This is a genomic window from Streptomyces sp. NPDC060194 (assembly GCF_042728285.1).
Lineage (GTDB): Bacteria > Actinomycetota > Actinomycetes > Streptomycetales > Streptomycetaceae > Streptomyces.
Window position 1 is genome coordinate 1 of record NZ_JBHWZH010000067.1, and the last position, 21,526, is coordinate 21,526.

The following is a 21,526-nucleotide window of genomic DNA, read 5'->3' on the forward strand; positions in this document are numbered from 1 at the left end:
GGCCGCCCCCCTCGCGCCGCCGCGTCTGTTGGTGGGGGGGGGGGGCTCGGGGCTCGTACCGGCGCCCCCGTGGGGGGGGGGGGTGGCCCCCCCCGCCCCGGGGGGGCCCCACCCCCACACCGTTCCTCCCGTTGGGGATGGCTTGCCGGGTGAAGGTCGAGGGGTGCGAACGCCCTCGTTTTTCACTAAGCTGAAGCTATCGAGGTTTCTGCAAAAAGTCAACGCTCCGAGGTTTCCTCGGTTCTCTGAAAAATGAGGTCTGATGCCAGCCCGCCGCTTCGATCGAGCCCGCGTACGCGCGGTACGTCGAGCTGCCGAGATCTCGCAGTCCGAGGTGGCGTCAGCCCTCGGTGCGGCGGACTCGACGGTGGCGGGGTGGGAGCTGGGCTCCAGCGCCCCGGACCAGGAGAAGCTGTCCGCGCTGGCCGCGGTGCTCAAGAAGCCGCTGGACGACCTCTTCCCCCGCGACGGCCTACCCGACCTCACTGACCTGCGCTGCGACGCCGGCCTCTACCGCTACGAGATGGCGGCGGTCATCGGCACCAAGAGCGCCGGTCCGGTCGCCGGCGCGGAGAACGGCGTCCGGCGCCTGAAGGACAGGTACCTTCCCGACCTGGCCGAGGCGTACGGCGTCTCGGCCGACGAGGTGCGGCGGGCCCAGGAGCGATCGATGGCCAAGGCGCGCGGCGAGGAGGTGGAGGGCGACGCCCCCACCGATGTCGCGACCGAAGAGCCGCCCCGATCGCTGGCCGAGAAGATCACCTTCCTCCTGGAGGGTTCCTACCCGGCGGGGGCCCGCCCGACGGACATGGAGATCGCGGAAGCCGTGAACGCGCACGCGGGCTCGGGGGTCACCACAGCGGAGAAGATCGAGACCCTGCGCACCGGCGCCGGTGATGCGGGAGCTCCTGCCCCGATCGTCCTTGAGGGGCTCGCCCACTTCTTCGGTGTGACGCGCCTGTACTTCGAGCCCGACGACGCCGTCGCCCGACAGGTCTACGAAGGGCTCCACCTGCTGTCCGCGGCCAAGAGCGGCAAGATCGGCCGCGTCCGCGCCCGCGGCCTCGGCGTGGAAGGCCTCCCGCCCGACGTCCTCTCCCTCCTCAACGAGCTCGCAACGGACTTTCAGAAGAAGACCGAGCCCGGCGCGGACAGGTGACGTACCGCTCATGACGCTGCTCTGTCGCAGGAGCTGAGGAGCAAAGTCGAACCACGATCGCTGGATGACGGAGGCCCGTGGCGCTCCTCAGCGTCACGGGCTTCCGGTCACAAGCGAGTTGGCCGCCGACTACACGTTGTGAGCTACGGGAGTGTCCTCGCGTAGCTCGTACTCATCCTCAGCCAATCGCCACTCGGGGTGGAAGTCACGGTGGCCGTCGTACGCAGCGACGAGCGCGCGGATCGGTGGGCTACGGAAGTCCTGCGAGAGTCCGGCCCACACTTCCACGGCCGCCCTCTTCCAGAAGACGCCTCCCTCGTTTCCCTCTACCAGCCGCGGCATCTCTTCCACCCAGTCCATGATCCGGCGCTTCGCCTCGACATCGGCGAGGACCCGAGCCTGCAACTTCGCCTGGCTCTGATTCTTGCCGGGCTTGAGCGCGCGAGCCATGGCTTCGTCCTCGTCAAGACGGGCCCTGAGGAAGTTCTTCATGGCCGCGAAGTTGTCCGCTCTCATCGCTGTTGCCCCCTGATTTTCGTCGTGAGGGCCATCATCCGGAGGACCAATCAGCCCATGAGCACTTTCAGTGGATCTCCCGGGAGACGCAGCCGCGCGTGGTATGTGACACCCGTACGTGTTTGGCCGATTCGATCACGATGATCACGAACCGCTGCAAGGTCGACCGACGCGGCATCTCCCGTGCGCACCAGCGATGCAGGCTGGGATGCCCCGTTCCTGCTGACCGGAAGTCTCTGAGACGAGGCGTTGGAAGGCCGCACTCACTCGGTCGGTGTCTCGGATTCGCCTCACATGCCGCAGGCGAAGACGGCCCGAACATTCTTCAGCGCACCGAGGTCCGCCAGCGGGTCGCCGTCGACCAGCAGTAGGTCCGCGCGGTAGCCGGAAGCGATCCGGCCGGTCACGGAGCCCAGGTTCAGTGCCGCAGCCGCCTCGGACGTCGCCATGTCGAGGATCGACGCGTTCGGCAGGCCCAGGTGGGCGTAGAAGGAGAGCGCCGGGACCAGGCCGTCGAAGTCGGCGCGCTGCACGCCCGCGTCCGTGCCGGCCACAAGGCGCACGCCCGCGTCCGACATCTGCCGCACCAGGTCGAACATCGCCGCGGCGCGCTCCTCGCCGAAGATGCGGGGGAGCATCTGCCAGTGCGGGCTGACCGCCGGGCAGACGGTGATGCCCTTGTCGATGATCTGCTTCACGACGTCCGGGCGGAAGTCGAGGCCGCCGTCCGTCATCCAGGTGCAGTGCTCGATCGTGTCGACGCCCGCCTCTACGGCCGCCGCGATGCCGTCGGCTCCGTGGGCGTGAGCCGCGACGGGGACGCCTGCGGCGTGGGCCTCCTCCACGAGGGCGGCCAGTTCCTCGGCGGTAAACTGCGACTGGTGGCTCTTGGGGCCGCCCTTCGTCAGCCCGCCGCCGGTGACCATGGCCTTGATGACCCCGGCCCCATCCGCGAGGTTCCGGCGGACGAGCCCGCGGATCTCCGCTTCGCCGGAAACCTCGCCGCCGAGGAAGTGGCAGTGCCCGCCGACGGTGGTGGCGGGGGTGCCCGCGGCCACGATCCTCGGGCCCCGAACACGCCCCTCCGCGATCTCACGGCTCAGGCGGAACGCCAGCCCGTCCCGGTCGCCGAGGTCGCGGGCCGTCGTGACGCCGCTGTTCAGCAGCTGTTCCGCTCGGCGCCGCATGTCCCCGAACAGCGTCTCATCCGTCGAGTCCTGGAGCTTGGCCACGGGATCGGGGCTGCCGTCGAAGGCCAGGTGGACGTGCGCGTCGATGAGGCCCGGCAGGATGGTCCCGTCGAACTCGTAGCGCGGCACGTCCATGCCGGCCTGGGCTTCGATCTGGTCCCGCGGGCCGACGGCCTTAATGGACTCGCCCTTGACGAGGACGGCGCCGTTCTCCAGGTACGTACCGGAGTCGACGAGCACTCGGCGACCGGTGATCAGCATTTCGTCTCCTTGGTCATCGCAGGTCATGCGGTGTCTCGCAGTGCTTCGGACACCGCGATCAGTTGTCTCACGTCGGACTGCCGGTCGCTCCCCGAGGCCATGGCGAGCGGGACGACGCGGCGAGGCGCGGAAACGCCTTGACCGACGCGCACCGAGGCTCTGCGGAGCCGGGCGGCCAGCTCCTTCGCGCCGATGTCGAGGACCGTGCCGTCGTTCTCATCGACGAGGTGCGGGCTGATGTCCACCAGTCCGTCCCGGCACTCCACGATGCGGCGGTGGTAGCGCCGGTGCACACCGCGGGCACGCCAGCGGTCCGCCGCGGTCGGGGACGCCGGCCGCAGCACGTTCTCCGGGAACGTCCCCGCCAGCAGCTTCCACAGCGGGTCGAGCCGCCGGTAGTCGCGCCGGTGCTGGAGCCAGAGGCGCGAGGCGGTGATCCGGGACCTGGCACCGGAGTACGTGACGCCCGCCACGAAGAGCAGGATCGATGCCACGAGGCCGAGGGCGACCGTGTTCATGAGCGGTTCCGGCACATGCCCGTCGGTCCACCGGACCGCGACGATGGCGGCGCGGATCGCGCACGCCGCCGCCATCGAGCCCAGGCCGAAAGCGGCCAGCCAGAGACCGGTGGAGTGCGGACGCCGGGACCTCCGTGCGTAGCGGCACGTCCACCGGCACGCCCAACCGAGCGCGTACATCAGGTAGAGCCCGGCCGCGAGGTAGAAGAAGGCGATCTGCGGGATCGTCATGTCGGCCGTACTGAAGCTGCCGGCGAACACCTCGTGCGGCACCGTCACCGCGGCCGCGGTGATCGCCGTGACGAAGCCCGCCACGACGACGGCCTCCTTGCGCGCCCGGTCGCGAGCCGCTTCCTCGTCGGCCGAGTACAGGTAGAAGCACATCAGGAAGTACACCGTCAGGAGCAGCAGGACGTTCTGGATCAGCTTTGCGGTTCCGTGGCCGGCGACGGTGTCGACGCCGGAGGCCCCGCCGGGCATCGCCACGGGGTAGGACAGCGTGGCGCAGACCAGGCAGAGGGTGACGGACCGCAGGGGCGCGTCACGGGGCGAGCGTCTGAGCTTGTACAGCTTCCAGACGACGGCGGCCACGAGCCCGAGGAGCAGAAGCCCCATGGGTTACAGCCACCCGCGTCGGTCGCCGAGCGCCGACTCGACACGCCGGAGCGAGGGATCGTCCGACAGCGGAGCGGCGGTCTCGAGCAGAGACGACCGCTCCAGAATGATCGTCGCGGCCAGCTCGACGGAGCACTCCTCACCGTTCTCGTACGTGCATCGGCGGGACACGCGCTTGATCGTCTTGGGGTCGAAGACCGGCAGCATGGCGGCCCAGCCCTCGACGAAGACGGCGGTCTCGTCGGCGGCTCCCATGGCCTCGTTCGCGGCGTCCTCCTTCTCCGCCAGGAGGATGTGCCCGACCTCGTGCAGCTTGATGTGGTCCTGGTGGAGGCGGGTCGTCTCCCGCTGGAAGAGGATCACGTCGTACTCGTCGTACTCGATCCACATCCCCGACGGCCCCGGCTTCGGCAGCGACGTCTCCCGCAGGTAGAGCGGGCGCCGGCGCCGCCGGCTGAGTGCCTGGCACAGCTCGTCGACGTCGATCGGCGGAGCGATCCCGAGCTCGTCGAGCTCGCGGCGGATCAGACGGTGCAGGTCGCGCTCCACGGTTCGACTCCCCGCCGGACGCCGACGCCTGAAGCGTCCGCGGTCCGCTCCGTCTCGCACGGGAGTCGTTGACTCCCTGCCTTCCTGACCCTTCTTCTCAGACCACACTGAGCGATTCCTCCAAACAGGCAGGCGATGGTTCCCCAGGACCGGCAGCGGGCCCTGGACAGGTGTTCCTTGGCTCCCCGGGCTGCGACAGGCCTCCGTGACAACCCCACTTCAACCTGCGCTCGCAGATCCCGACAGGTGCTGGGCGACGCTCCAGATGCCCACTTCGAGCACAGAGCATCACAGATGCGAACGCAGAGTCAGTTCGAGTAGGCCATCTCTGCTGCTCTCCCAAGAGCCTCTCCGGACAGTACGCGACGGCTCGGGTGGCGTGCGGCTCGAGAGGCTTGACCGCTGTGGCTGAGTAGGGGTGAGGAGGGTGAAGAGTAGGAAACGCAGCCTTAAAACGGTTTTTCAAGTGCCCGCCAGGGCCCTCGCCTTGCTTCGCGAGGAGCGCTGCCGCGCCACGCGGCCGACCGCTCGCTTCCGTTATCAATCTGAGATATTTGCAACTTCGAGACGCTGCTCGATGACGTAAATATTTCACACATGCAAAGTTATGCGGGTGCTCGTTGCGGTTCCGCTCGACGGTGTACTGGGCGTAGAAGGCATGGGCTGCAAGCGGCTTCGTCGCAGCGCGCTCGCACGTGAGTCGCTCGAAGACGCTTTCGCAGGGGACTCGGAGTCGAGCGTGGTCGTGGTCGAACTGCTGTAGCGAAGGACACGCTCCGCGCTGCCTTGCAGGTGGAACGGGGTACCCGCAGGCCAGACGGCATGTAGCCTGCTTCCGCGGTAGCATTTCCGAAGGCTTGGTATCTGGCTCGGCTGTCCTTTTCATCCCAGTAATGCAGGGCTGAGACCCCCAACTAGAAGCCTGGTCCTGTCTCGGCCAGTTGCCACTGGCCCGGAGCGGCTCCCGCAACCATGACTTGCGACTGACGGGCCGTCCTTATCCCCCCACAGGACCCGTCCTGTGCACGGAGGAAGTACATCAGCATGTCCCACTCGCCGTCTCCTGCCTCGAACTGGTCCGACGAGGTGCCCGTTGACGGCAGTACGCACCTTCCGCCGGACGCCGGCTACGGCAAGGCTCTGGCGAACCAGGGGTACGGCTTCAAGAATGCCGTCGCCGACCTCGTAGACAACTCGATCGATGCGGGCGCGGACAAGATCGTGGTGCACTTCCTGCGCACCGCCGACCGCATCCTCTCGCTCCTCGTCGTGGACAACGGGCAGGGCATGGACGGGGTCGGCCTCGACCAGGCCATGACTGTCGGTCGGCGCCGTGACTACGGGACCAGTGCGCTCGGCATGTACGGCACAGGCCTCAAAGCGGCCTCCCTGTCCAACGCGTCCTCGCTTACGGTGATCAGCCGCACCAAGAAGAGCCAGCCAGCCGGCCGCAAGCTCACTGCGGAAGGCATCGAGGACGCGTTTCGCTGCGACACCGTCGCGCCCGGGTTCGCGCAGAGCCAGATCGACCTCTACGACGGCATGATCGAGTGGCACGGGACCATCGTCCGCTGGGACCGGGTGCGGGAGTTCGAGACTGTTGCCCTGGGGCAGGCCGATGCCCACCTCTCCGAGGCGATAGCCCAGCTCGAAGTCCACCTCGGCCTGTACCTGCACCGCTTCCTCAGCCGCGGCATCAACCTCGACATCGCGGTCTGGGACATCGAGACGGGCGACGAGGTCGACCACACTGCAGTCGAGCCGCTCGACCCATTCGGGTACAAGGTTCCGGGAAAGCCCGGCTACCCGCGGAAGTTCACCGCCCAGATCGAAGGCGTCGGTCCCGTCGCGCTCGAAGCCCACGTCTGGCCGGCCAAGTCCAAGGCGCCCGGCTTCAGCACCGGTCCGGTCAACGAGCGCCAGGGCTTCTACTTCTACCGGCACGACCGGCTTGTCCAGGCCGGAGGCTGGAACGGCGTGCGCACCGCGGACAACAAGCTCTCCCTCGCCCGCGTCGCCATCGACCTGCCCGACGGTTCGGACCAGGTCTTCAGCCTCGACGTCAAGAAGGAAGGCGTCCAGGTCGCGGCCGCCTTCACTGTCGGAGTGACCACTGCAGAGGACGAGGCCGGGAACCCGTTCCGCTCCTTCCTCGCCGACGCCGAGGACGCCTACCGGACCGCCGCTTCGCGGTCGGTCGTGGAGCGGCCCAAGGTGATCCACCCCGGCAGGGGCTTCGACCCCAAGGTCAAGCGGACCGTCGGCCAGGAGCTTCAGGCCAAGGGGGGCGAGGAGCCCATCCGGATGGAATGGGCCTCGCTCCCCGGCGACAAGTTCTTCGACCTCGACCGCGAGGACAACACCGTCCTGCTCAACAAGGAGTACCGCGAGGACTTCAACGACGGTCGGCGCGGAGGCTCCAACGACGCGCCCGTCACCAAGACGCTGCTGTACCTCCTGCTGCAGGACTGCTTCGGGCTGGGCCGATGGGAGCGAAAGCGGCAGGACCGCATCGACTACTGGAATGCGATCATCCTGAGCTCCGTGCATGCCCAGCGCGACCGCCGCAAGCGCTTGGGCCAGTAGAGCTCCCCCCCCCAGACCCTTCGCCCCCGCCTCTCAGGCCCACTACTGGTTGAACCGTCAGAAGGGCCCGTCCCTCCCGGGAGACTCCGTGACCGACTACCTGCTCGACATTCACACCACCGCACTCGCGCCCATGGAGTCCGGCCCGCGCCACTTCGCCAAGTGGGCGGCTCTCGCCGCCGATGAGGACTACCCCGACGCCGACCTCGGCGAGGACACGTTCGCCGCGGTCCTCGCCGCCGACGCCGCAGCGTCCGGACCGCTGACCGCGATCTGGTCCAAGGCCCTCACCAGCTGGGACTTCGCCGAATCGCCCAGCTGGTCCCCGGACACTGCCCCGCGCACCCCCGAGCGTCGAGCCGCCGCCTACGGCCGTCTGGCCTTCGGTGACACTGCCCGGAAGGCCCTGGACGCAGCCGTCCCCGTCCTCACCGCGCCCGCCCCCACCGTCATCAGCCGGGACGACTTCACTCCGTGGTACACGCCGCAGCGCGCCGCCGCCCGGTCCTTCTACTGGAAGTCGTACGCGGGCAAGCTGCGTTCCAACGGCTGGTCCGACACCGCCGTCGCCGGCCTCGACGAATCGTGCCGCACCGTCGTGGAACGGCTCACGGACCCTGAGCAGCAAGCCGCCAAGCAGTCCAAAGGGCTTGTCGTCGGCTACGTCCAGTCGGGCAAGACCGCGAACTTCACCGGCGTCGCCGCCAAAGCCCTCGATGCCGGCTACCGCCTCGTCATCGTCCTCGGCGGCACCCTCAACCTGCTCCGCTCCCAGACCCAGCGCCGCCTCGACATGGAGCTCGTCGGCCAGGAGAACATCCTGCGCGGTGCCGACCCTGCCGACCCGGACACCCTTGTCGACATCGACTACATCGGCGACGACGGGGATTGGGACGACTTCGTCCGGCACGGCGGACGCCCGCGTGACATCGGGGGCTTCGACATCGAGCGGCTCACCGGCCGCAGTACCGACTACACAGGCCTGGCCGGCGGCATCAGCGCCTTGGAAGGCCACAAACACGACCCCTCCCAGCCCCTCTACGATGCAGCCAACCTGCACCGCTCTGCCGCCCGGCTCATGGTCGTAAAGAAGAACAAGGCGGTCCTCACCAAGCTGGTCAAGGACCTGAAGCAGGTCAGGGGGATCCTCGGCGAACTGCCGGTGCTCATCATCGACGACGAGTCCGACCAGGCGTCCGTCAACACCTCCAACCCGAAGAAGTGGTCGCAAGGCCGCACCGAGCGCACTGCCATCAACAACCTGATCTCGCAGCTCCTCGGGCTCCTCCCGCGTGCCCAGTACGTCGGCTACACGGCCACGCCGTTCGCCAACGTCTTCGTCGACCCCGGCGACGGAGGGGACATCTTCCCCAGCGACTTCCTCATCTCGCTTCCCCGTCCCGACGGGTACATGGGGGTCCAGGACTTCCACGACATCGACTCACCCGTCCCCTTCAGCGAGAGGACGATCGCGGACTCCCAGCAGAAGGCTCACGTCCGCGACGTCTACGAGGACGACGCGGAGGACATGCTCCAGGAGGCCATGGACTCGTTCCTCCTGACTGGCGCCCTCAAGCGGTACCGCATCGACAGGGGAGTGCCGGAGAAGAAGTTCCGCCACCACACGATGCTCGTCCACGAGTCCGTCCGGAAGGAGGACCACGCCGAGCTCGCCGAGCGCATCACGGCGATGTGGCACCGGGCCGGCTACAGCTCGACCGCCGGCCACGAGCGACTTGCCGCGCTTTGGGCCAAGGACTTCGCCAGGGTCAGCGCTGTGCGGGCCCCGGACCTGCCCAGCCCGGCTGCATACGACGAACTCAAGCCGTACGTGTACCAGGCCCGTAGCCTCGCCATGAAGGGAGGCAGCCCGGTCATCGTCGTCAACGGCGACTCCGACCGCTACTTCGACCAACTCGACCTCGACTTCGACCGCACCCCCAACGTCTGGAAGATCCTGGTCGGCGGTACGAAGCTCTCCCGCGGTTTCACCGTCGAAGGGCTTACCGTCACGTACTACCGGCGCACCACGCTCCAGGCCGACACCCTGATGCAGATGGGCCGCTGGTTCGGGTTCCGCCCGGGTTACCAGGACCTCGTCCGCCTCTACATCGCCCGGGGCGAAAAGGACGGCACAGGGGCCGAGGCCGCCGACCTCTACGAGGCCTTCGAAGCGATCTGCCGGGACGAGGAGTCCTTCCGCCAGCAACTCGCCCAGTACGCCGAACTGGTCGACGGCCGACCCCAGGTCGTACCCAGCCAGGTCCCGCCTCTGGTCATGCAGCACCTCGACTGGGTCCCGCCGACCGCCCGCAACAAGCGGTTCAACGCCGAACTGGTTGAGATCCGCTCGCCCGGACGACCCGTCGAACCCGCGGTCTACCCCCGCTCCCGGGACGCCCTGCGACGCAACACCGGGCGGTGGCTGCCCCTGCTGCGCCGCTTCGGCACCGAACCGGCACCGTTCGACACCGCCTCCGGCAGGCAGTTCACCGCCCGTACGGCGGTCGTCTCCCACTCCGAACTCCTCAGTGTCCTCACCGCCTTGGAATGGGAGCAGCCCGGCAAGTTCGCCCCTCACCTGCGCTACCTCGCGAACCTCGACGGCACCCTCGCCAAGGTCGACGACTGGGTGCTGATCACGCCGCAGCTCTCCGACCGCAACCGCGTCGAAGCGCATTTCCCCGGAGCGCAAGGCACCTTCAGCCTGGTCCGGCGAAGCCGCCAGCAGGGCAAGGACTCCTTCGGCCGCATCGCTGGTGTTGAGCACCGCGAGGCCGCCCAGGCGCTGGTCGACAATGCCGCGGCGCCCGGGCGGGCATCTGCCTCCGCCGTCGAGGTCGGCCCCCGTACCGGGGTCGTCCTCCTCTACCCGGTCGTTGAAGCATCTACCTCTGACGCCGTCCGCGCCGCTGTGTCCGCGGACGGGTCGGTCGACTCGTCCAAGGTGGTCATGGCCTTCACGCTCTTCGCTCCGAAGAGCGCAGCCGACTCCACCCGCCGCCTCGTCCGCTTCCAGGCGAAGGACTCGCGGCACCAGGATGCGGTGGTCGTGGACGTGGAGTAGGCCAGCGCAGCATGCTCAATTCCTCTGACGCGGCGGGATGCGCCCAGCGAACGGGAGCATGCCGGGCCTGGAGCCCGGCATGCGTCCCCTTCCGCAACCGCGGAGGCGCTGCCGCTCAAGCAGGATCGGTCGGTCATCCTCGAGGACTGGTAGAGCCGATGAACGGGACCGTTCGAGCTCCACTGCCTACTCGCAGGTTGCCCGTACCCGTCGTCACCAGGATCGATCTCATGACAGCATGATCCTCCGAAAAGGTGGCGGCGAGCTCCAAGGAGGGCAAGTGGATCCGAGTGAACCCCCGTTGATCCAGCGCTTCAAGTCCTGGCTCGAGCCTGCGCCTTCGGCGGAGGACGCTGCTCGGGAGCAGTTCTTCACCAACGGGCTCGTCGTCCTCGACACGAACATCCTCCTCAGCCTGTACGAGTACACCGAGACGGCTCGCGAAGACGTGTTCACGGCGCTGGAGGCTGTATCAGACCGGCTCTGGATGCCGCATCAGGTGGGCCTGGAGTTCGTACGCGGGCGGCGGAGCACCTTGGAGTCCCGCAAGGCCGCTCTCACCGGCGCGGCCAAGGACGTCAACCGCCACCTGACGCAAGCCGTGGCATCAGTCATCGCAGCACGCAACGTCGTGATCAACCAGCTGGTGAAGTACGGAGCGCCGCTCGACGCCGGCGAGGAGTTGACGCTGCTCATCAGCGACTCATCCGTGAGCGCCCTGCTGCAGGAGAACCGCGCCCTGCTCAAGAAGCACCTCGACGGGCTCAAGTCGCAGCACGGGCTGCCGGCGAACCTCGCTGAGGCCGATGACCCCGTCCTCCTTCGCGTGGCCCGCATGTACGGCGACCGCATCGGTGCTCAGCCGGACGACTCCGTACTGCGGGCGCGGATCGAGGAGGCCGTCGGCTTCCGCTTCCCCAACGAGATCCCCCCGGGCTACCGGGACTTCGGCAAGGACACTCCCGTGAAGGCCGCAGGTGACTTCCTTCTCTGGGAGGAAGTCGTCGAGCACGCACAGAGCCTTCCAGCCGGATCCCGCATCCTCTTCGTCTCCAACGACACGAAGGAGGACTGGTACGAGACCAGGAAGGGCGCCGGGGGCACCCAGCGGCCCTGGCCCAGGCTCTTCGATGAAGTGCGCACGCGGGCCGGTGCGGAACTCCGTATCGAGACCCCCTCCCTCTTCTACGCCGGTATCAAGCAGTTCCTCCACACCGATCTGGACGCGACTACGTACGAAGAGATCGAGCGGGTCTCGTCAGCCCAAGATCTCCCCGCCGACGAGGACGAGGGGACCAGCCTTGTCACCGTGCACAGCGCGGCTCATCTGGCGCCGCCTCGCGGCCTCGCTACCCAAGCCGGCATTTCTGTCGGGCTGACCACGATGGGGACGCGGACTGTACTGGAGTCGGCTGCGCCATCGTTCCGCATCTTCCAGTGGTGGATCATCGGTGTCACCGCCCAGCTGGAGCGGCGGGAGGCTTCCACGGCTGAGTTCAAGATCGATATCGCTGCCGCTGTCCGAAGTGATGAGCCCCCGCGGGGCTCGTGGGAACCTGCGACCGTGTTCAAGCCAGGGGACTGGGTCCACCGTGATTCCTGCTGGATCGCGGCCTGGTTCATCCGGCTCCTGAACGAGCTGCCGAAGCACGACCACCCGGTCCTCCGAAGCCTTGCCGCGCAGCAGGCCGAAGCGAATCGGTCGGCCTCTGAATAGGCCGGGCTACCGCCGAAGGGCCGCCCGGAACGGCCCCGTTTGCATCCCACCTAGCCACCCGCGCCCTGCTGCGGAGCAGTGCGCTGAAGAGGAGCCATGGAGAACGAGGAAGCGTACGCCGCCTGGAAGCTCCACAAGCCCGATACCAAGTTCGCCGTGGACGAGCTGGCGACTCTGCTCGGAGCGGCTGATGAGTCCGCCGAGGCGGTCTTCAGCGCCTATCTGTTTGCGAAGAAGGCCATGGCCCGCTCGATGCAGGAACTGCTCCGCGCCACCCTGCCGCCGTCCCGCCCTGCCTTTGACGAGCTGCGTTCGCGCGTCGGCGGGGCTCTGCAGGAGCGCTTCGGCGACCGGATCCCCGAGAGGTACTTGGCCGTCCCGTACGACTCCGTCGCCTGCCAGGACCTGTTCGGGCTCCTGCGCGAGCACCTGGGTAAGCCGGTCGATGCGGCGGTCCTGCGCGCCATCAATGCGGATGACGTCCACACTGAGCGGCGCATCCGCGAACTGCGGGAGCTCGGTCTCCGCATCGATTCGGTGAAGCGCGACGGAGTCGGCGGCTACCTGCTGGCGTCGCTGGATCTCGATCCCGCCCTGATGCCGTCCCTCGTTGCCAAGGCGATCAAGAAGGCATCCCTGCCTGAGGCCGAGCAGAAGAAGCTGATCGCTGCTCTCGACGCGTGACCTGCTGACGCGCGGGGCAATGCCCTGCGCGTCAGCTGATCTTGGAGCGGTGCTGGGTGAAGAGATCGTGGCGCTGGTGGTCGTCCTGGCCGACGAAGGCTTTGAACTCGCCGATGCTGTACGCGGCGGCTCCGTTAGAGCGCGTCACCATCGTCATCTCGAAGTCGTGCTTGAGGTGGTTGAGGTGCCGCTCCACCGTCGGCTGGTCCATGGCCGTCCCCGCCGCCGCGAGCTTGACGATGATCTGGTCGACTGAGAGCGCTCGCGTGCTGCCGCGCAGCAGCTTGTAAACAGGGTCGGTGACGACATCTGCGGTTTCGACCAGGTCGTGGGGCTTGCCGACCTTGTTCAGCGCGTTCCAGATCGAGTCGCCGAGCGCCTTGGCGACGGGCGGGGGGAACGCATTGCCGATCTGTCGGTAGATGCTGGTCTTGCGACCGTGGAACCGCCAGCGGAAGTCGTCCTCGTCAGCGTTCACCTCGCTGTCCGCGTCTTGCCAGCCCTGGATGCGGGCAACCATGGCCGTGGTCAGCTTCGGACGCGGGCTACCCCCGATAACGGGGGGACCGGCTGCCGAAGGCGCCTCGTCAGCCACGCCCATCGCGTCGACGCCCTTTTCCGCCCACGCACGCTTGGCGCGCGTGGGGCCGAGGTCGGCGCCCCCGTGCTTCTTCGATCCGCCGACGATGGTGGGGGCGATACCGGAGGCATTTTCGGCCCATTCGTGGGCGCCCGACCAGCCGTTCTTCGCCATGAGGTCTACCAGGAGCTCACCAACGGATTTGGCACTCCCGGGCTTGCGCTCCGGCCACACGAAGTAGGGGGCGAACTCTTCCTGGAGCGCGACCAGCACGAAGCGCGGACGCAACTGAGAGACGCCGAAGTGGTCTGCCTGGAGGAGCTGCCACTCTGCGATGTAACCGGAATCCTTGAGTCGGTCGAGGACGTGCTGGCGGTAGCCAGCGAAGCGGTTGGCGCTGAGGCCGCGCACGTTCTCCAAGAGCAGGGCCTTCGGACGCACCTTGCCGCATAGCTCGACGGCCCAGGCGAAGAGATCGCGCTCATCGCTTGAGCCCAGCTGCTTGCCGGCGATGCTGAAGGGTGGGCAGGGCACTCCGCCGGCGAGGAGGTCAAGGTCCTCCGCATCGACAACCGGGTTCCAGACAGCAGGGTCCGCGACGTCGCCGACCTTTACGGAGTCGCGCGCCTCTTCTTCGCTATACCCGAGGAACTCCACAAGGTTGCGGCGCAGCGTCTCGGCAGCCTTGTCGTCGAGCTCGATGGCGAGGCGGTGGCGGAAACCCGCCCGCTCCAGCCCGAGGGTCTGGCCGCCCGCGCCGGCGCAGATCTCAATGACCTCAAGCGGCTTCCTAGGCTCGACGGTCGACATAGCGATCTCCCTCCAGGCACGCCAGGCTCTCCAGCGCAGAAGCGGCGGTGCTTCTGCAACCACCCAAATGAACACACAGGCATCCGGCAGCGCAGGCTCCGCGCCAGCACCATAGTCGCAGGTAGCGGCCAAGGGATGCTTATCAGCCTCTGTGAATCGGACAAGGCTGGGAAGTCTACGCGGCGCCCGCGACAGCTCCCGCATCCTCACCACAGACGGGAGGCGCCCTCGGCGCTGGTCAGGCGTCCAGCGCCTTACGGACTGCCTCGCGCGCTTCACTAGGAAGACGGCGGTAGGCATTCCATGCCCGCTCGAGCGGTGTCGAGCCCCGGCGGCCCCGCTCCGCCCAGCGGGCCAGCCGCCGCTGATCGGCCGGATCCAGACTCTTGATCTCGTCGAGCACTTCATCGGCTCGAGCCGCCTGATCGCCGCCGCCAGCGCGGCACCGCTTGCATTCAGTGATCAGGAGTACCTCTTCGCGGCCGTCGGGGAGAACGGACGTACGCCGGGTGACCGAAAGCACTGCCGCTTGGTTCGAGTCATCCAGATACGGTTCTGCACCGCCGATACCGCACACCGTGCACATGTAGTCGTCACGGGCGAGTACGGCCTGGATCTGCTTTGCTGTGATCGCTTTCTGGGGCGCGGCCGCCTTGCGCGCTGCCGGATCCCACACCGCGACCCCGGCCTCCACGAAGCGCTGGTCCTCAGCCATGAGTGTGGCGTCCTCGGTGTTTGTGTGGATGACCCACCCGTAAGACCGAAGGTCGCGGAGTCGGCGGTCCGCCTGCGAGACGCCTGGAAACGCCTCGCGGAGCTGCTCCTTGGTGAAGGTGTTGCCCTCACCGATCTCCTGGACGAGCCACAGCGCGCCCCTGATCATGGTTCCACCCTTGAAGGCCGGGTCGTTCCAGGCAGGGAGGGTCACGTCTGCTCCGTTCCTCGGGTCGTCAGACGTGCAAGTCTGGATGATCACCAGTCCGATTGTCAGTGGCTCCTGCCATTATTCCTGACGAGCGCGTACGGCTGCTTACCCACCTAGGAGAGGCCTGGCTATGGCTGTGAAGTTCGGTGTTCCGCCCGAGGGCGAGCGGATCCGGTCCATGGTCGAGGAGCGGCTGAAGCAGGCCATGGCCGAGAACGGCGCCAAGGTCACCGTGGAGTGGCGCGGCGAGCAGAAGCACCTGAGCGTGATCTCCATGCCGGTGGACCTCCTGTACTTCAACCCCGACACCCACCGCATCCGCGCCCAGCGCACGCTGGACCCCGAGCAGAACCGGGTGCTGGAAGAGGAGCCCTGGAGCGAGGCCGCGCAGGACTACCTCGCCCTCCTCCTCAGCCGGAATCCTGCGAATCCGACGCAGACGGACCCCGACTTCACTGCGCTGCAGGACGAGCTCGACGACTTCGGTCAGAAGGAGCCGGGCATCATCAGCCCGGACGGCATCCTCGTCGATGGGAACACCCGCTGCGCGGCCCTCCGGAAGCTCGGGATCGATCACATCCGGGTAGGGGTCCTGCCTGCGGACACGTCCCGCCGCGACATCAACAACGTCGAGCTCGCCCTCCAGCTGCGGAAGGACAAGCGGCGCGAATACTCCTACATCAACCGCTTGATCGCGATCGAGGAGGAGCTGGCCAACGGGCGCCGGCCGGAGGACGTGGCGCGTGACTTCAACATCAAGACCACCACGCTCCGCCAGGACCGGTGGGTCTACCAGCTGGTCAACGACGCCATCGACCGCAGCAAGGACCCGGCCAGCGGCGTCGGGCTGCGCCTTGTCGACTTCGAAGACCACCAGGAGAAGCTCCGCGAGCTGCAGCGCGACTACACCAAGCTCGCGAAGACGGACCCGGATGCAGCCGAGCAGCTGAAGGAGTCGCGGCTTGCGATGGTCGTCCTGAACTACCCGAAGACCTCGGTCCGCCTCGCTGAGGCCGACTTCCACACCCGCTTCCTCGACGAGCGGCTGCCGGACGATCTGCGTCCTGCCGCGCAGGAGTCCGCCGCGGTGTCCATCCCCGGCCTGCCGGACGTCGCGGTCCAGGACGGCACCGCGGTGGTGAAGGCGACCCGGGCCCTCACCGACGACTTGCTGAGGGCCAAGGCTGCGACCCTCGCCGGCGACAAGCTCCCGCCCGCAGAGGTGACGCAGGCCGCGGCGAAGATCAAGTCGGCCCGCGGCACGTTCGACGTCGCTGTGAAGATGGCCGGCCAGAACGCCCAGCTGCAGAAGCGGAAGATCGCGGTGCCTGAGCGCCTGACGGACGCTGCCGACTACGTGAACCAGTGCGCGGCGGAGTTCGCCGAGGCGAAGGCGAAGCGCGCCCTCGACGAGGACTCGTTCGACGACGCCCTGCTCACCCTCCGCGCGAGCCTCGCGCGCCTGGCTAAGCAGGCGGGCCGCACGTTCAGCTCGCCGGGTGACGGCGTCGAGTGGCTGCTCAACGCCACCCGGGAGAGCTGATGGGACTGCCCGCCTCCGCGGCGAGCCTCGAGATCGCCTTCGGCGACAGTGTGGCAACGGCCCGCTTGCGGGCCGGCGCCGGGCACGAGGCAGACCTGCGCCGTCTGGCCCTGCGCTTCCGCAGCAGCGTGCAGCGCTCTCCCGCAAGCATGGAAGTCGACATCGACGACCTCCTGACGAACCTCGTGGCGCTTGCGGCGTGGCCTGCGCCGTCGAGCGTCGCGTGGGACCCGCAACTGGCAGCGCTTGCGACGGACTCCGCAGCGGACGCCCAGACGGTGTCCGAACGCCTCGACCCGGTAGCCGGAGGAGCCGGCGAAGTACAGGAGGACGAGGTCGACGGGCTGCTCGGACCCGGGTGGACCGCCGACCTCACCTCGTTCCAGCGCCGGGACATCGCCAAGCTCCTCTCGCTGCGCCACGGGGCCAACTTCTCCGTCCCGGGGGCCGGTAAGACGCGCGTCGGACTCGCCGTGTTCCAGGCGCTGCGTGCTGCGAAGGGCGTCGAGCGCCTGCTGATCGTCGGTCCTAAGTCCTGCTATGAGTCGTGGCAGTACGAGAACACCCAGTGCCTCAGCGAGCCGCTGCGCATGGAGGTGCTCTCCCGGAACACCGATCCGGCAGCCGACGTGGTCATCGTGAACTACGAGCGCCTCAGCCAGCACGTCGAGGAGCTCGGCCAGTGGCTGAGCGCCCGGCCTTCCATGCTCCTCCTCGACGAGGCGCACCGGATGAAGCTCGGCGCCGAGGGGAAGTATGGTGCAGCCTGCCTCGCCCTCGGCCCGCGGGCCCGCCACCGGCTGATCCTGACCGGTACCCCGGCTCCCAACGGCGTCAAGGACATCGAGAACCTCTTCGGCTTCGTGTGGCCCGGGTACGGGCGCCAGAAGGTGGTGCAGGCCGTGGCCGGCGGCGACCTCGCCAAGGCCAGCCAGGTGCTGCGCCCGCTGTTCACCCGGACGACCAAGCACGAACTGGGGCTGCCCCCGGTAACGACGACCCTCCGCACCCTTCCGATGCCCCCTCTGCACCAGGAGGTGTACGAGGCCCTCATCGGCCGGTTCTCAGCCCGGGCCGCGGGATCGGAAGGCGACTTCCAGGCCCTCGGCAAGATCATCGTCTACATGCTGATGGCGGCCACCAGCCCCGCCCTGCTCGCTGTCGGCACCACCCGCTACGAACCGCTGAACTACCAGGTCCCGCCCCTGGCCGTGCCCGAGGGCAGCCCGCTCTTCGACCTCATGCGGGACCTCCCCAGCTACGAGATGTCCCCGAAGTACCGCGAGGTCCTGGCCATCGTTGCGAAGAACGCGGCCCAGGGGCGCAAGACCCTGGTGTGGTCCACGTTCATCCGTAGCCTGAACACCCTCGAGAGGGTCCTTCGAGAGTTCCGGCCGGCCATGGTCCACGGAGGGACGGAGGACCGCGAAGCCGAGATCGAGCGCTTCCGGAAAGACCCCGACTGCCTGGTGCTGCTGTCGAACCCGGCCACGCTCGGCGAGGGCATCAGCCTGCACCACGACTGCCACGACGCGGTCTACGTCGACCGCGACTTCGCCGCCGGTCGGTTCCTGCAGAGCCTCGACCGGATCCACCGCCTCGGACTCGCGCCCGAAGCGGAGACCCGCATCACCGTGCTCGCCTCCGAAGGGAGCATCGACGAGGTCGTCGAGCAGCGGCTGAGCGACAAGCTGCTCTTCATGGGGCGCATCCTCGACGACCCCGCGGTCCAGGAGCTCGCAGACCTCGACGAGGAGCCGGCCGTCGGCGGCGGCCTCGACCAGAGGGACCTCCAGGCGCTGATGGGCCACCTCCGTGCCCGTCCCGCCTAGCCCTGTCCTGCGCGCCGCAGCGCGGTGGCTGGAGCGCCTCCCGGCCTCCAGCCCCGCGCGGTGCCGCGCGCTGTTCACCCACCACGCCGACTACAGCGACCTCACCCCCACGCAGTACGAAGCGGCCTACTCATGGCTCGGCGAGAACGGCCTGCTCGAGGACCTAGACAGCAGCGCCGCAGTGGGCGAGCTCGTCTTCCGCGCCGCCCTGGCCTCCAGCAGCGCGCCGTGGCTCCAGGACGCCGACGTCCTCGTCCGCGGACCGGAGGAACTCCCGGAGGACGCCCTGCGGGCCGCGGAGGCACTGCGCCTCTCTGAGAGCGAGGCGTACGAGCAGGTCAGTGCAGTCTGGGGCAAGGTCGATACGGAGGCGCGGGCCCTCATCGGCAGCGTCGGCGAACTGGCCCTCGTCGCGCTCCTCGACGATGCGGTTGACGCCCGCGTCGAACACGTTGCCGCGTACTCCGACGGTTTCGGATACGACATCGCCGTCCACGCGAGGCAGCACCCGCTGCACATCGAGGCGAAGAGCACGGTGCGGCGCGGAAGGCTGGCCTTCTACCTGTCCCGGCACGAGTACGAGACGATGCGCCGCGACCCGGCATGGCAGCTCGTGGCCGTACAGCTCACGCAGGACCACGAGATCGCTGCGGTCGCGTCCGTTGCTGCCGAGTGGATCAGCGCCCAAGTCCCCCAGGACGGGGGTCCCTTCGGGCGCTGGGAGGCGTGCAGGCTCGACGTACCTCCGGACGCGGCCGTCCCCGGCATCCCGCGGCTGGCCCCCTTGCTCAGGGCGGGAACGTCTGGAGCAGTGCTCCGAGGCGGCGTGAGCGGCTGAAGGCGGGAGCGCCGAGCCAGCGCTCCCGCCTTCTTTGCGGAGAGCGGTTACGTCTGCTGGACGCCGAGGTCCGCCATCAGGAAGTCCTCGGCCTCTCCGACCCATACCTGCGACTCCCGCTCCGGGCAGTCGGCCGCGGGCAGCGCATCCGAGAAGGCCTCCTTCAGGGCCAGCCGCCACTGGTCCGCCGTACCGCGGAGCCGGAAAGGTCCTACCGGCAGCGTGATGCCGTCCTCGTCGACCGCCAGCGGGGCAGTCTCGCCGGCGACGGTGACGTCGCTGTCGAGGCCGCTCGCAGCAGCATCGAGCGCTGCGTCCAGCTCAGCGGTGTCGATCCGGCCGACCCAGTGCTGCGTCCCTGCCTGCGCCTCGGCAAGCAGCAAGGTGCGGCTCCCCGTGCCGTACCCGGTCAGGACAAGCGACCGGCGGGGCGCCTCCGACCTCGGGCTGCTGGCATCCCCTGCGTCGATGAAGGACGGGCGGAACCGTTCGAGGAGGGCGGAGATCCTTCCCGCCAGGAGCCCGCGGCGGGCAACGAGGAACTCCCGGAATCCGTCGGCTTCCAGGACCCCCGGGTCAGTCGGGACAGCATGGGCTTCCAGGTCGCCGGTCTGCACCTCCTTGATGTACTCGGCGGGCGACCGGTTCCCGATCATGTTCTTGGCCGTATGCGGTGAGACGAAGACGATGTTCGCCAGCTCGTTGATCTCCGCGGACGAGTACTTGTTGCGGTGGTTCCGCAGCTGCGCAGCGGGGTGCAGGCTGCTGTACTGCAGTTTGTCGGTCCCTTCGGCGACAACGGAGATGGGCCCGCCAGCCCACCAGTCCTCCGCGCCGGAGTGGGCGGCTGCCAGGTAGGAGAGCATGATGTACGGGCTCTGGATATTGCGCCCCGCCAGATCGCGGGCGGTCACGCGGAAGCCCTTCTCGTCCAGGCGCAGGTTGGCGAGGAGTGCCCGGACCGGCTCGTCGGAGTCGAGGGCGTTGACGTCCTGGGTCAGGGCGCTGTCCGTCGCACCGCCGTAGCGGTTGCTTCCGGACGCAGCGAGGAACCAGTAGAGCAGGCCCTTCTCCACCTCAGGGTCAACCCGGGCGTCGGCAGGCAGCCGGCCGTAGAAGACGATCAGCGGGTGCAGTACCGAGACGGACGAAAGCAACGCCGAGTTCGGGACGAGCAGCTGCTCGGAGAGCAGCGGGACGACGCGCTCCAGTCCGCGGCGCACCCGCTCCCACCCCTCCGCTACGGACTCCCGGCTCGCTGTCGTCAGCCTGGAGACGGACGAGGTCCGCTTGCCCGAGATGGACAGGCTGAGCGTGATCGCCTTGATGAGGAAGTTGGTGTCGACGGCGCGGTAGCCGTACTCCGCCCACCGCGCCGACTCCTCCTCAAGCTCCTTAAGGAATCCCGGCGACCGGGCGGAGAGCGTCGCCATCGCAAGGTCCGCCGTCTTCAAAGGGCGGCCACCGCTGTTGACGCGGACGAAGATCTGCGTGACCTCCTCGTAGCCGAAGCCGTGGAGGACCTCCATGTGGAAGTCGCGCTGCGAGATCGCCTCAAGCGCCTTCAGGCGGCGCCCGATCTCCGCGTTGTCGATGGACAGTCCCGCCGAGCGGAGCTGCATCTGCAGCGTGAACGAGTCGGCATCAGGGCCGATGACGTCGTAGACCCTGACCCACTTCGGGCTCCTGAGCGTGGCGTTGCTCTGGTTCTGGAACGCCTCCGTCTCGATGTTGAAGACGATCTGCGCTGCCGGATGGTCCTTGAAGACGCGGTACAGCGAGGTGAGCCGCTGCTGCCCGTCGAGTAGGTACAGCGGCATGACGCTGGGAAGCCCCTGACCGGATCCGGTGGCCGCTGTGCGCGTCTCGGCTGCCTCGTCCGTCTTCCACAGCAGGAGCGTCCCCGCCGGATATCCGAGGTACAGCGACTCCACGAGCTTCGCGACCTGCGAGGCCCGCCAGACGTAGCCCCGCTGGATCTCCGGGAGCATGATCTCCCCGTCGGCGATCTGGCCGATGAGCGACTTGATGTCGCGGTTCGTGCGTTCCACTGCCATGCGTTGGTGCCCCCACCCCTGCTGCTCCCCACCCGGCCGCGTTCGACCTGGGCCCGCGCGATCACAACTGCGCTGGTCA

15 protein-coding genes are annotated in these 21,526 nt (G+C 68.1%); 8 read left to right on the plus strand and 7 right to left on the minus strand.

Annotation, left to right across the window (positions count from 1 at the left end):
* The first annotated feature begins 262 nt into the window (after positions 1-262).
* Entirely contained in the window at positions 263-1,159 is an 897-nt protein-coding gene (locus ACFWEG_RS16595; protein ID WP_387215283.1) for a helix-turn-helix domain-containing protein, read from the plus strand.
* A 129-nt stretch (positions 1,160-1,288) separates the two neighbouring features.
* On the opposite strand, the gene ACFWEG_RS16600 is transcribed toward ACFWEG_RS16595, so the two are convergent.
* The 4 genes from ACFWEG_RS16600 to ACFWEG_RS16615 all read right to left on the minus strand — a co-directional run bounded on the left by ACFWEG_RS16600 (position 1,289) and on the right by ACFWEG_RS16615 (position 4,808).
* Positions 1,289-1,651, minus strand: coding sequence for a DUF6221 family protein (locus ACFWEG_RS16600; RefSeq protein ID WP_387215286.1), 363 nt, complete (start codon positions 1,649-1,651; stop codon positions 1,289-1,291).
* Positions 1,652-1,965: 314 nt separating this feature from the next.
* Positions 1,966-3,126: an amidohydrolase family protein gene (locus tag ACFWEG_RS16605; protein ID WP_387215289.1), complete on the minus strand. Its 1,161-nt coding sequence runs from the start codon at positions 3,124-3,126 to the stop codon at positions 1,966-1,968.
* 23 nt (positions 3,127-3,149) lie between these two features.
* A complete protein-coding gene (locus ACFWEG_RS16610; RefSeq protein WP_387215292.1) occupies positions 3,150-4,259 on the minus strand; it encodes an MAB_1171c family putative transporter in 1,110 nt (369 codons plus the stop codon).
* 3 nt (positions 4,260-4,262) lie between these two features.
* Positions 4,263-4,808: a hypothetical protein gene (locus ACFWEG_RS16615; protein ID WP_387215295.1), complete on the minus strand. Its 546-nt coding sequence runs from the start codon at positions 4,806-4,808 to the stop codon at positions 4,263-4,265.
* A gap of 1,044 nt (positions 4,809-5,852) precedes the next feature.
* Between ACFWEG_RS16615 and ACFWEG_RS16620 the strand changes: the two genes are divergently transcribed.
* From ACFWEG_RS16620 to ACFWEG_RS16635, 4 genes are all read left to right on the plus strand, one after another.
* Positions 5,853-7,394, plus strand: a complete 1,542-nt coding sequence (locus tag ACFWEG_RS16620) for an ATP-binding protein (protein ID WP_387215298.1) — start codon at positions 5,853-5,855, stop codon at positions 7,392-7,394.
* Positions 7,395-7,482: 88 nt separating this feature from the next.
* Positions 7,483-10,461 (plus strand): Z1 domain-containing protein, encoded by a 2,979-nt coding sequence (locus tag ACFWEG_RS16625; protein ID WP_387215301.1) that lies wholly within the window; start codon positions 7,483-7,485, stop codon positions 10,459-10,461.
* A 280-nt stretch (positions 10,462-10,741) separates the two neighbouring features.
* Positions 10,742-12,178: a PIN-like domain-containing protein gene (locus ACFWEG_RS16630; protein ID WP_387215304.1), complete on the plus strand. Its 1,437-nt coding sequence runs from the start codon at positions 10,742-10,744 to the stop codon at positions 12,176-12,178.
* Positions 12,179-12,274: 96 nt separating this feature from the next.
* Complete coding sequence (locus ACFWEG_RS16635) at positions 12,275-12,862, plus strand: hypothetical protein (protein WP_387215307.1); 588 nt, start codon at positions 12,275-12,277, stop codon at positions 12,860-12,862.
* Between the two features lie 31 nt (positions 12,863-12,893).
* Here ACFWEG_RS16635 and ACFWEG_RS16640 read toward each other — a convergent pair whose 3' ends face one another.
* Both ACFWEG_RS16640 and ACFWEG_RS16645 read right to left on the minus strand, forming a co-directional pair.
* Positions 12,894-14,252, minus strand: a complete 1,359-nt coding sequence (locus ACFWEG_RS16640) for a DNA cytosine methyltransferase (protein ID WP_387215310.1) — start codon at positions 14,250-14,252, stop codon at positions 12,894-12,896.
* A gap of 238 nt (positions 14,253-14,490) precedes the next feature.
* Positions 14,491-15,228 (minus strand): hypothetical protein, encoded by a 738-nt coding sequence (locus tag ACFWEG_RS16645; RefSeq protein WP_387215313.1) that lies wholly within the window; start codon positions 15,226-15,228, stop codon positions 14,491-14,493.
* A gap of 79 nt (positions 15,229-15,307) precedes the next feature.
* Between ACFWEG_RS16645 and ACFWEG_RS16650 the strand changes: the two genes are divergently transcribed.
* From ACFWEG_RS16650 to ACFWEG_RS16660, 3 genes are read left to right on the plus strand one after another with little or no spacing between them, the layout of a single operon-like run.
* A complete protein-coding gene (locus tag ACFWEG_RS16650; protein WP_387215316.1) occupies positions 15,308-16,720 on the plus strand; it encodes a transcriptional regulator in 1,413 nt (470 codons plus the stop codon).
* Positions 16,720-18,552, plus strand: a complete 1,833-nt coding sequence (locus ACFWEG_RS16655; RefSeq protein WP_387215319.1) for a DEAD/DEAH box helicase — start codon at positions 16,720-16,722, stop codon at positions 18,550-18,552. Before ACFWEG_RS16650 ends, ACFWEG_RS16655 begins: the two co-directional genes overlap by 1 nt.
* Positions 18,536-19,390, plus strand: a complete 855-nt coding sequence (locus ACFWEG_RS16660) for a protein NO VEIN domain-containing protein (RefSeq protein WP_387215321.1) — start codon at positions 18,536-18,538, stop codon at positions 19,388-19,390. The genes ACFWEG_RS16655 and ACFWEG_RS16660 overlap by 17 nt, the downstream gene beginning before the upstream one ends.
* A 47-nt stretch (positions 19,391-19,437) precedes the next feature.
* Here ACFWEG_RS16660 and ACFWEG_RS16665 read toward each other — a convergent pair whose 3' ends face one another.
* Entirely contained in the window at positions 19,438-21,447 is a 2,010-nt protein-coding gene (locus tag ACFWEG_RS16665) for a DUF262 domain-containing protein (RefSeq protein ID WP_387215324.1), read from the minus strand.
* Between the last annotated feature and the right edge of the window lie 79 nt (positions 21,448-21,526).

What these genes read in the sequence shown, in the direction of transcription:
- ACFWEG_RS16595 (WP_387215283.1), top strand. Translation starts at nt 263, where the DNA reads ATGCCAGCCCGCCGCTTCGATCGAGCCCGCGTACGCGCGGTACGTCGA.
- ACFWEG_RS16600 (WP_387215286.1), bottom strand. Translation starts at nt 1,651, where the DNA reads ATGAAGAACTTCCTCAGGGCCCGTCTTGACGAGGACGAAGCCATGGCT.
- ACFWEG_RS16605 (WP_387215289.1), bottom strand. Translation starts at nt 3,126, where the DNA reads ATGCTGATCACCGGTCGCCGAGTGCTCGTCGACTCCGGTACGTACCTG.
- ACFWEG_RS16610 (WP_387215292.1), bottom strand. Translation starts at nt 4,259, where the DNA reads ATGGGGCTTCTGCTCCTCGGGCTCGTGGCCGCCGTCGTCTGGAAGCTG.
- ACFWEG_RS16620 (WP_387215298.1), top strand. Translation starts at nt 5,853, where the DNA reads ATGTCCCACTCGCCGTCTCCTGCCTCGAACTGGTCCGACGAGGTGCCC.
- ACFWEG_RS16635 (WP_387215307.1), top strand. Translation starts at nt 12,275, where the DNA reads ATGGAGAACGAGGAAGCGTACGCCGCCTGGAAGCTCCACAAGCCCGAT.
- ACFWEG_RS16640 (WP_387215310.1), bottom strand. Translation starts at nt 14,252, where the DNA reads ATGTCGACCGTCGAGCCTAGGAAGCCGCTTGAGGTCATTGAGATCTGC.
- ACFWEG_RS16650 (WP_387215316.1), top strand. Translation starts at nt 15,308, where the DNA reads ATGGCTGTGAAGTTCGGTGTTCCGCCCGAGGGCGAGCGGATCCGGTCC.
- ACFWEG_RS16655 (WP_387215319.1), top strand. Translation starts at nt 16,720, where the DNA reads ATGGGACTGCCCGCCTCCGCGGCGAGCCTCGAGATCGCCTTCGGCGAC.
- ACFWEG_RS16665 (WP_387215324.1), bottom strand. Translation starts at nt 21,447, where the DNA reads ATGGCAGTGGAACGCACGAACCGCGACATCAAGTCGCTCATCGGCCAG.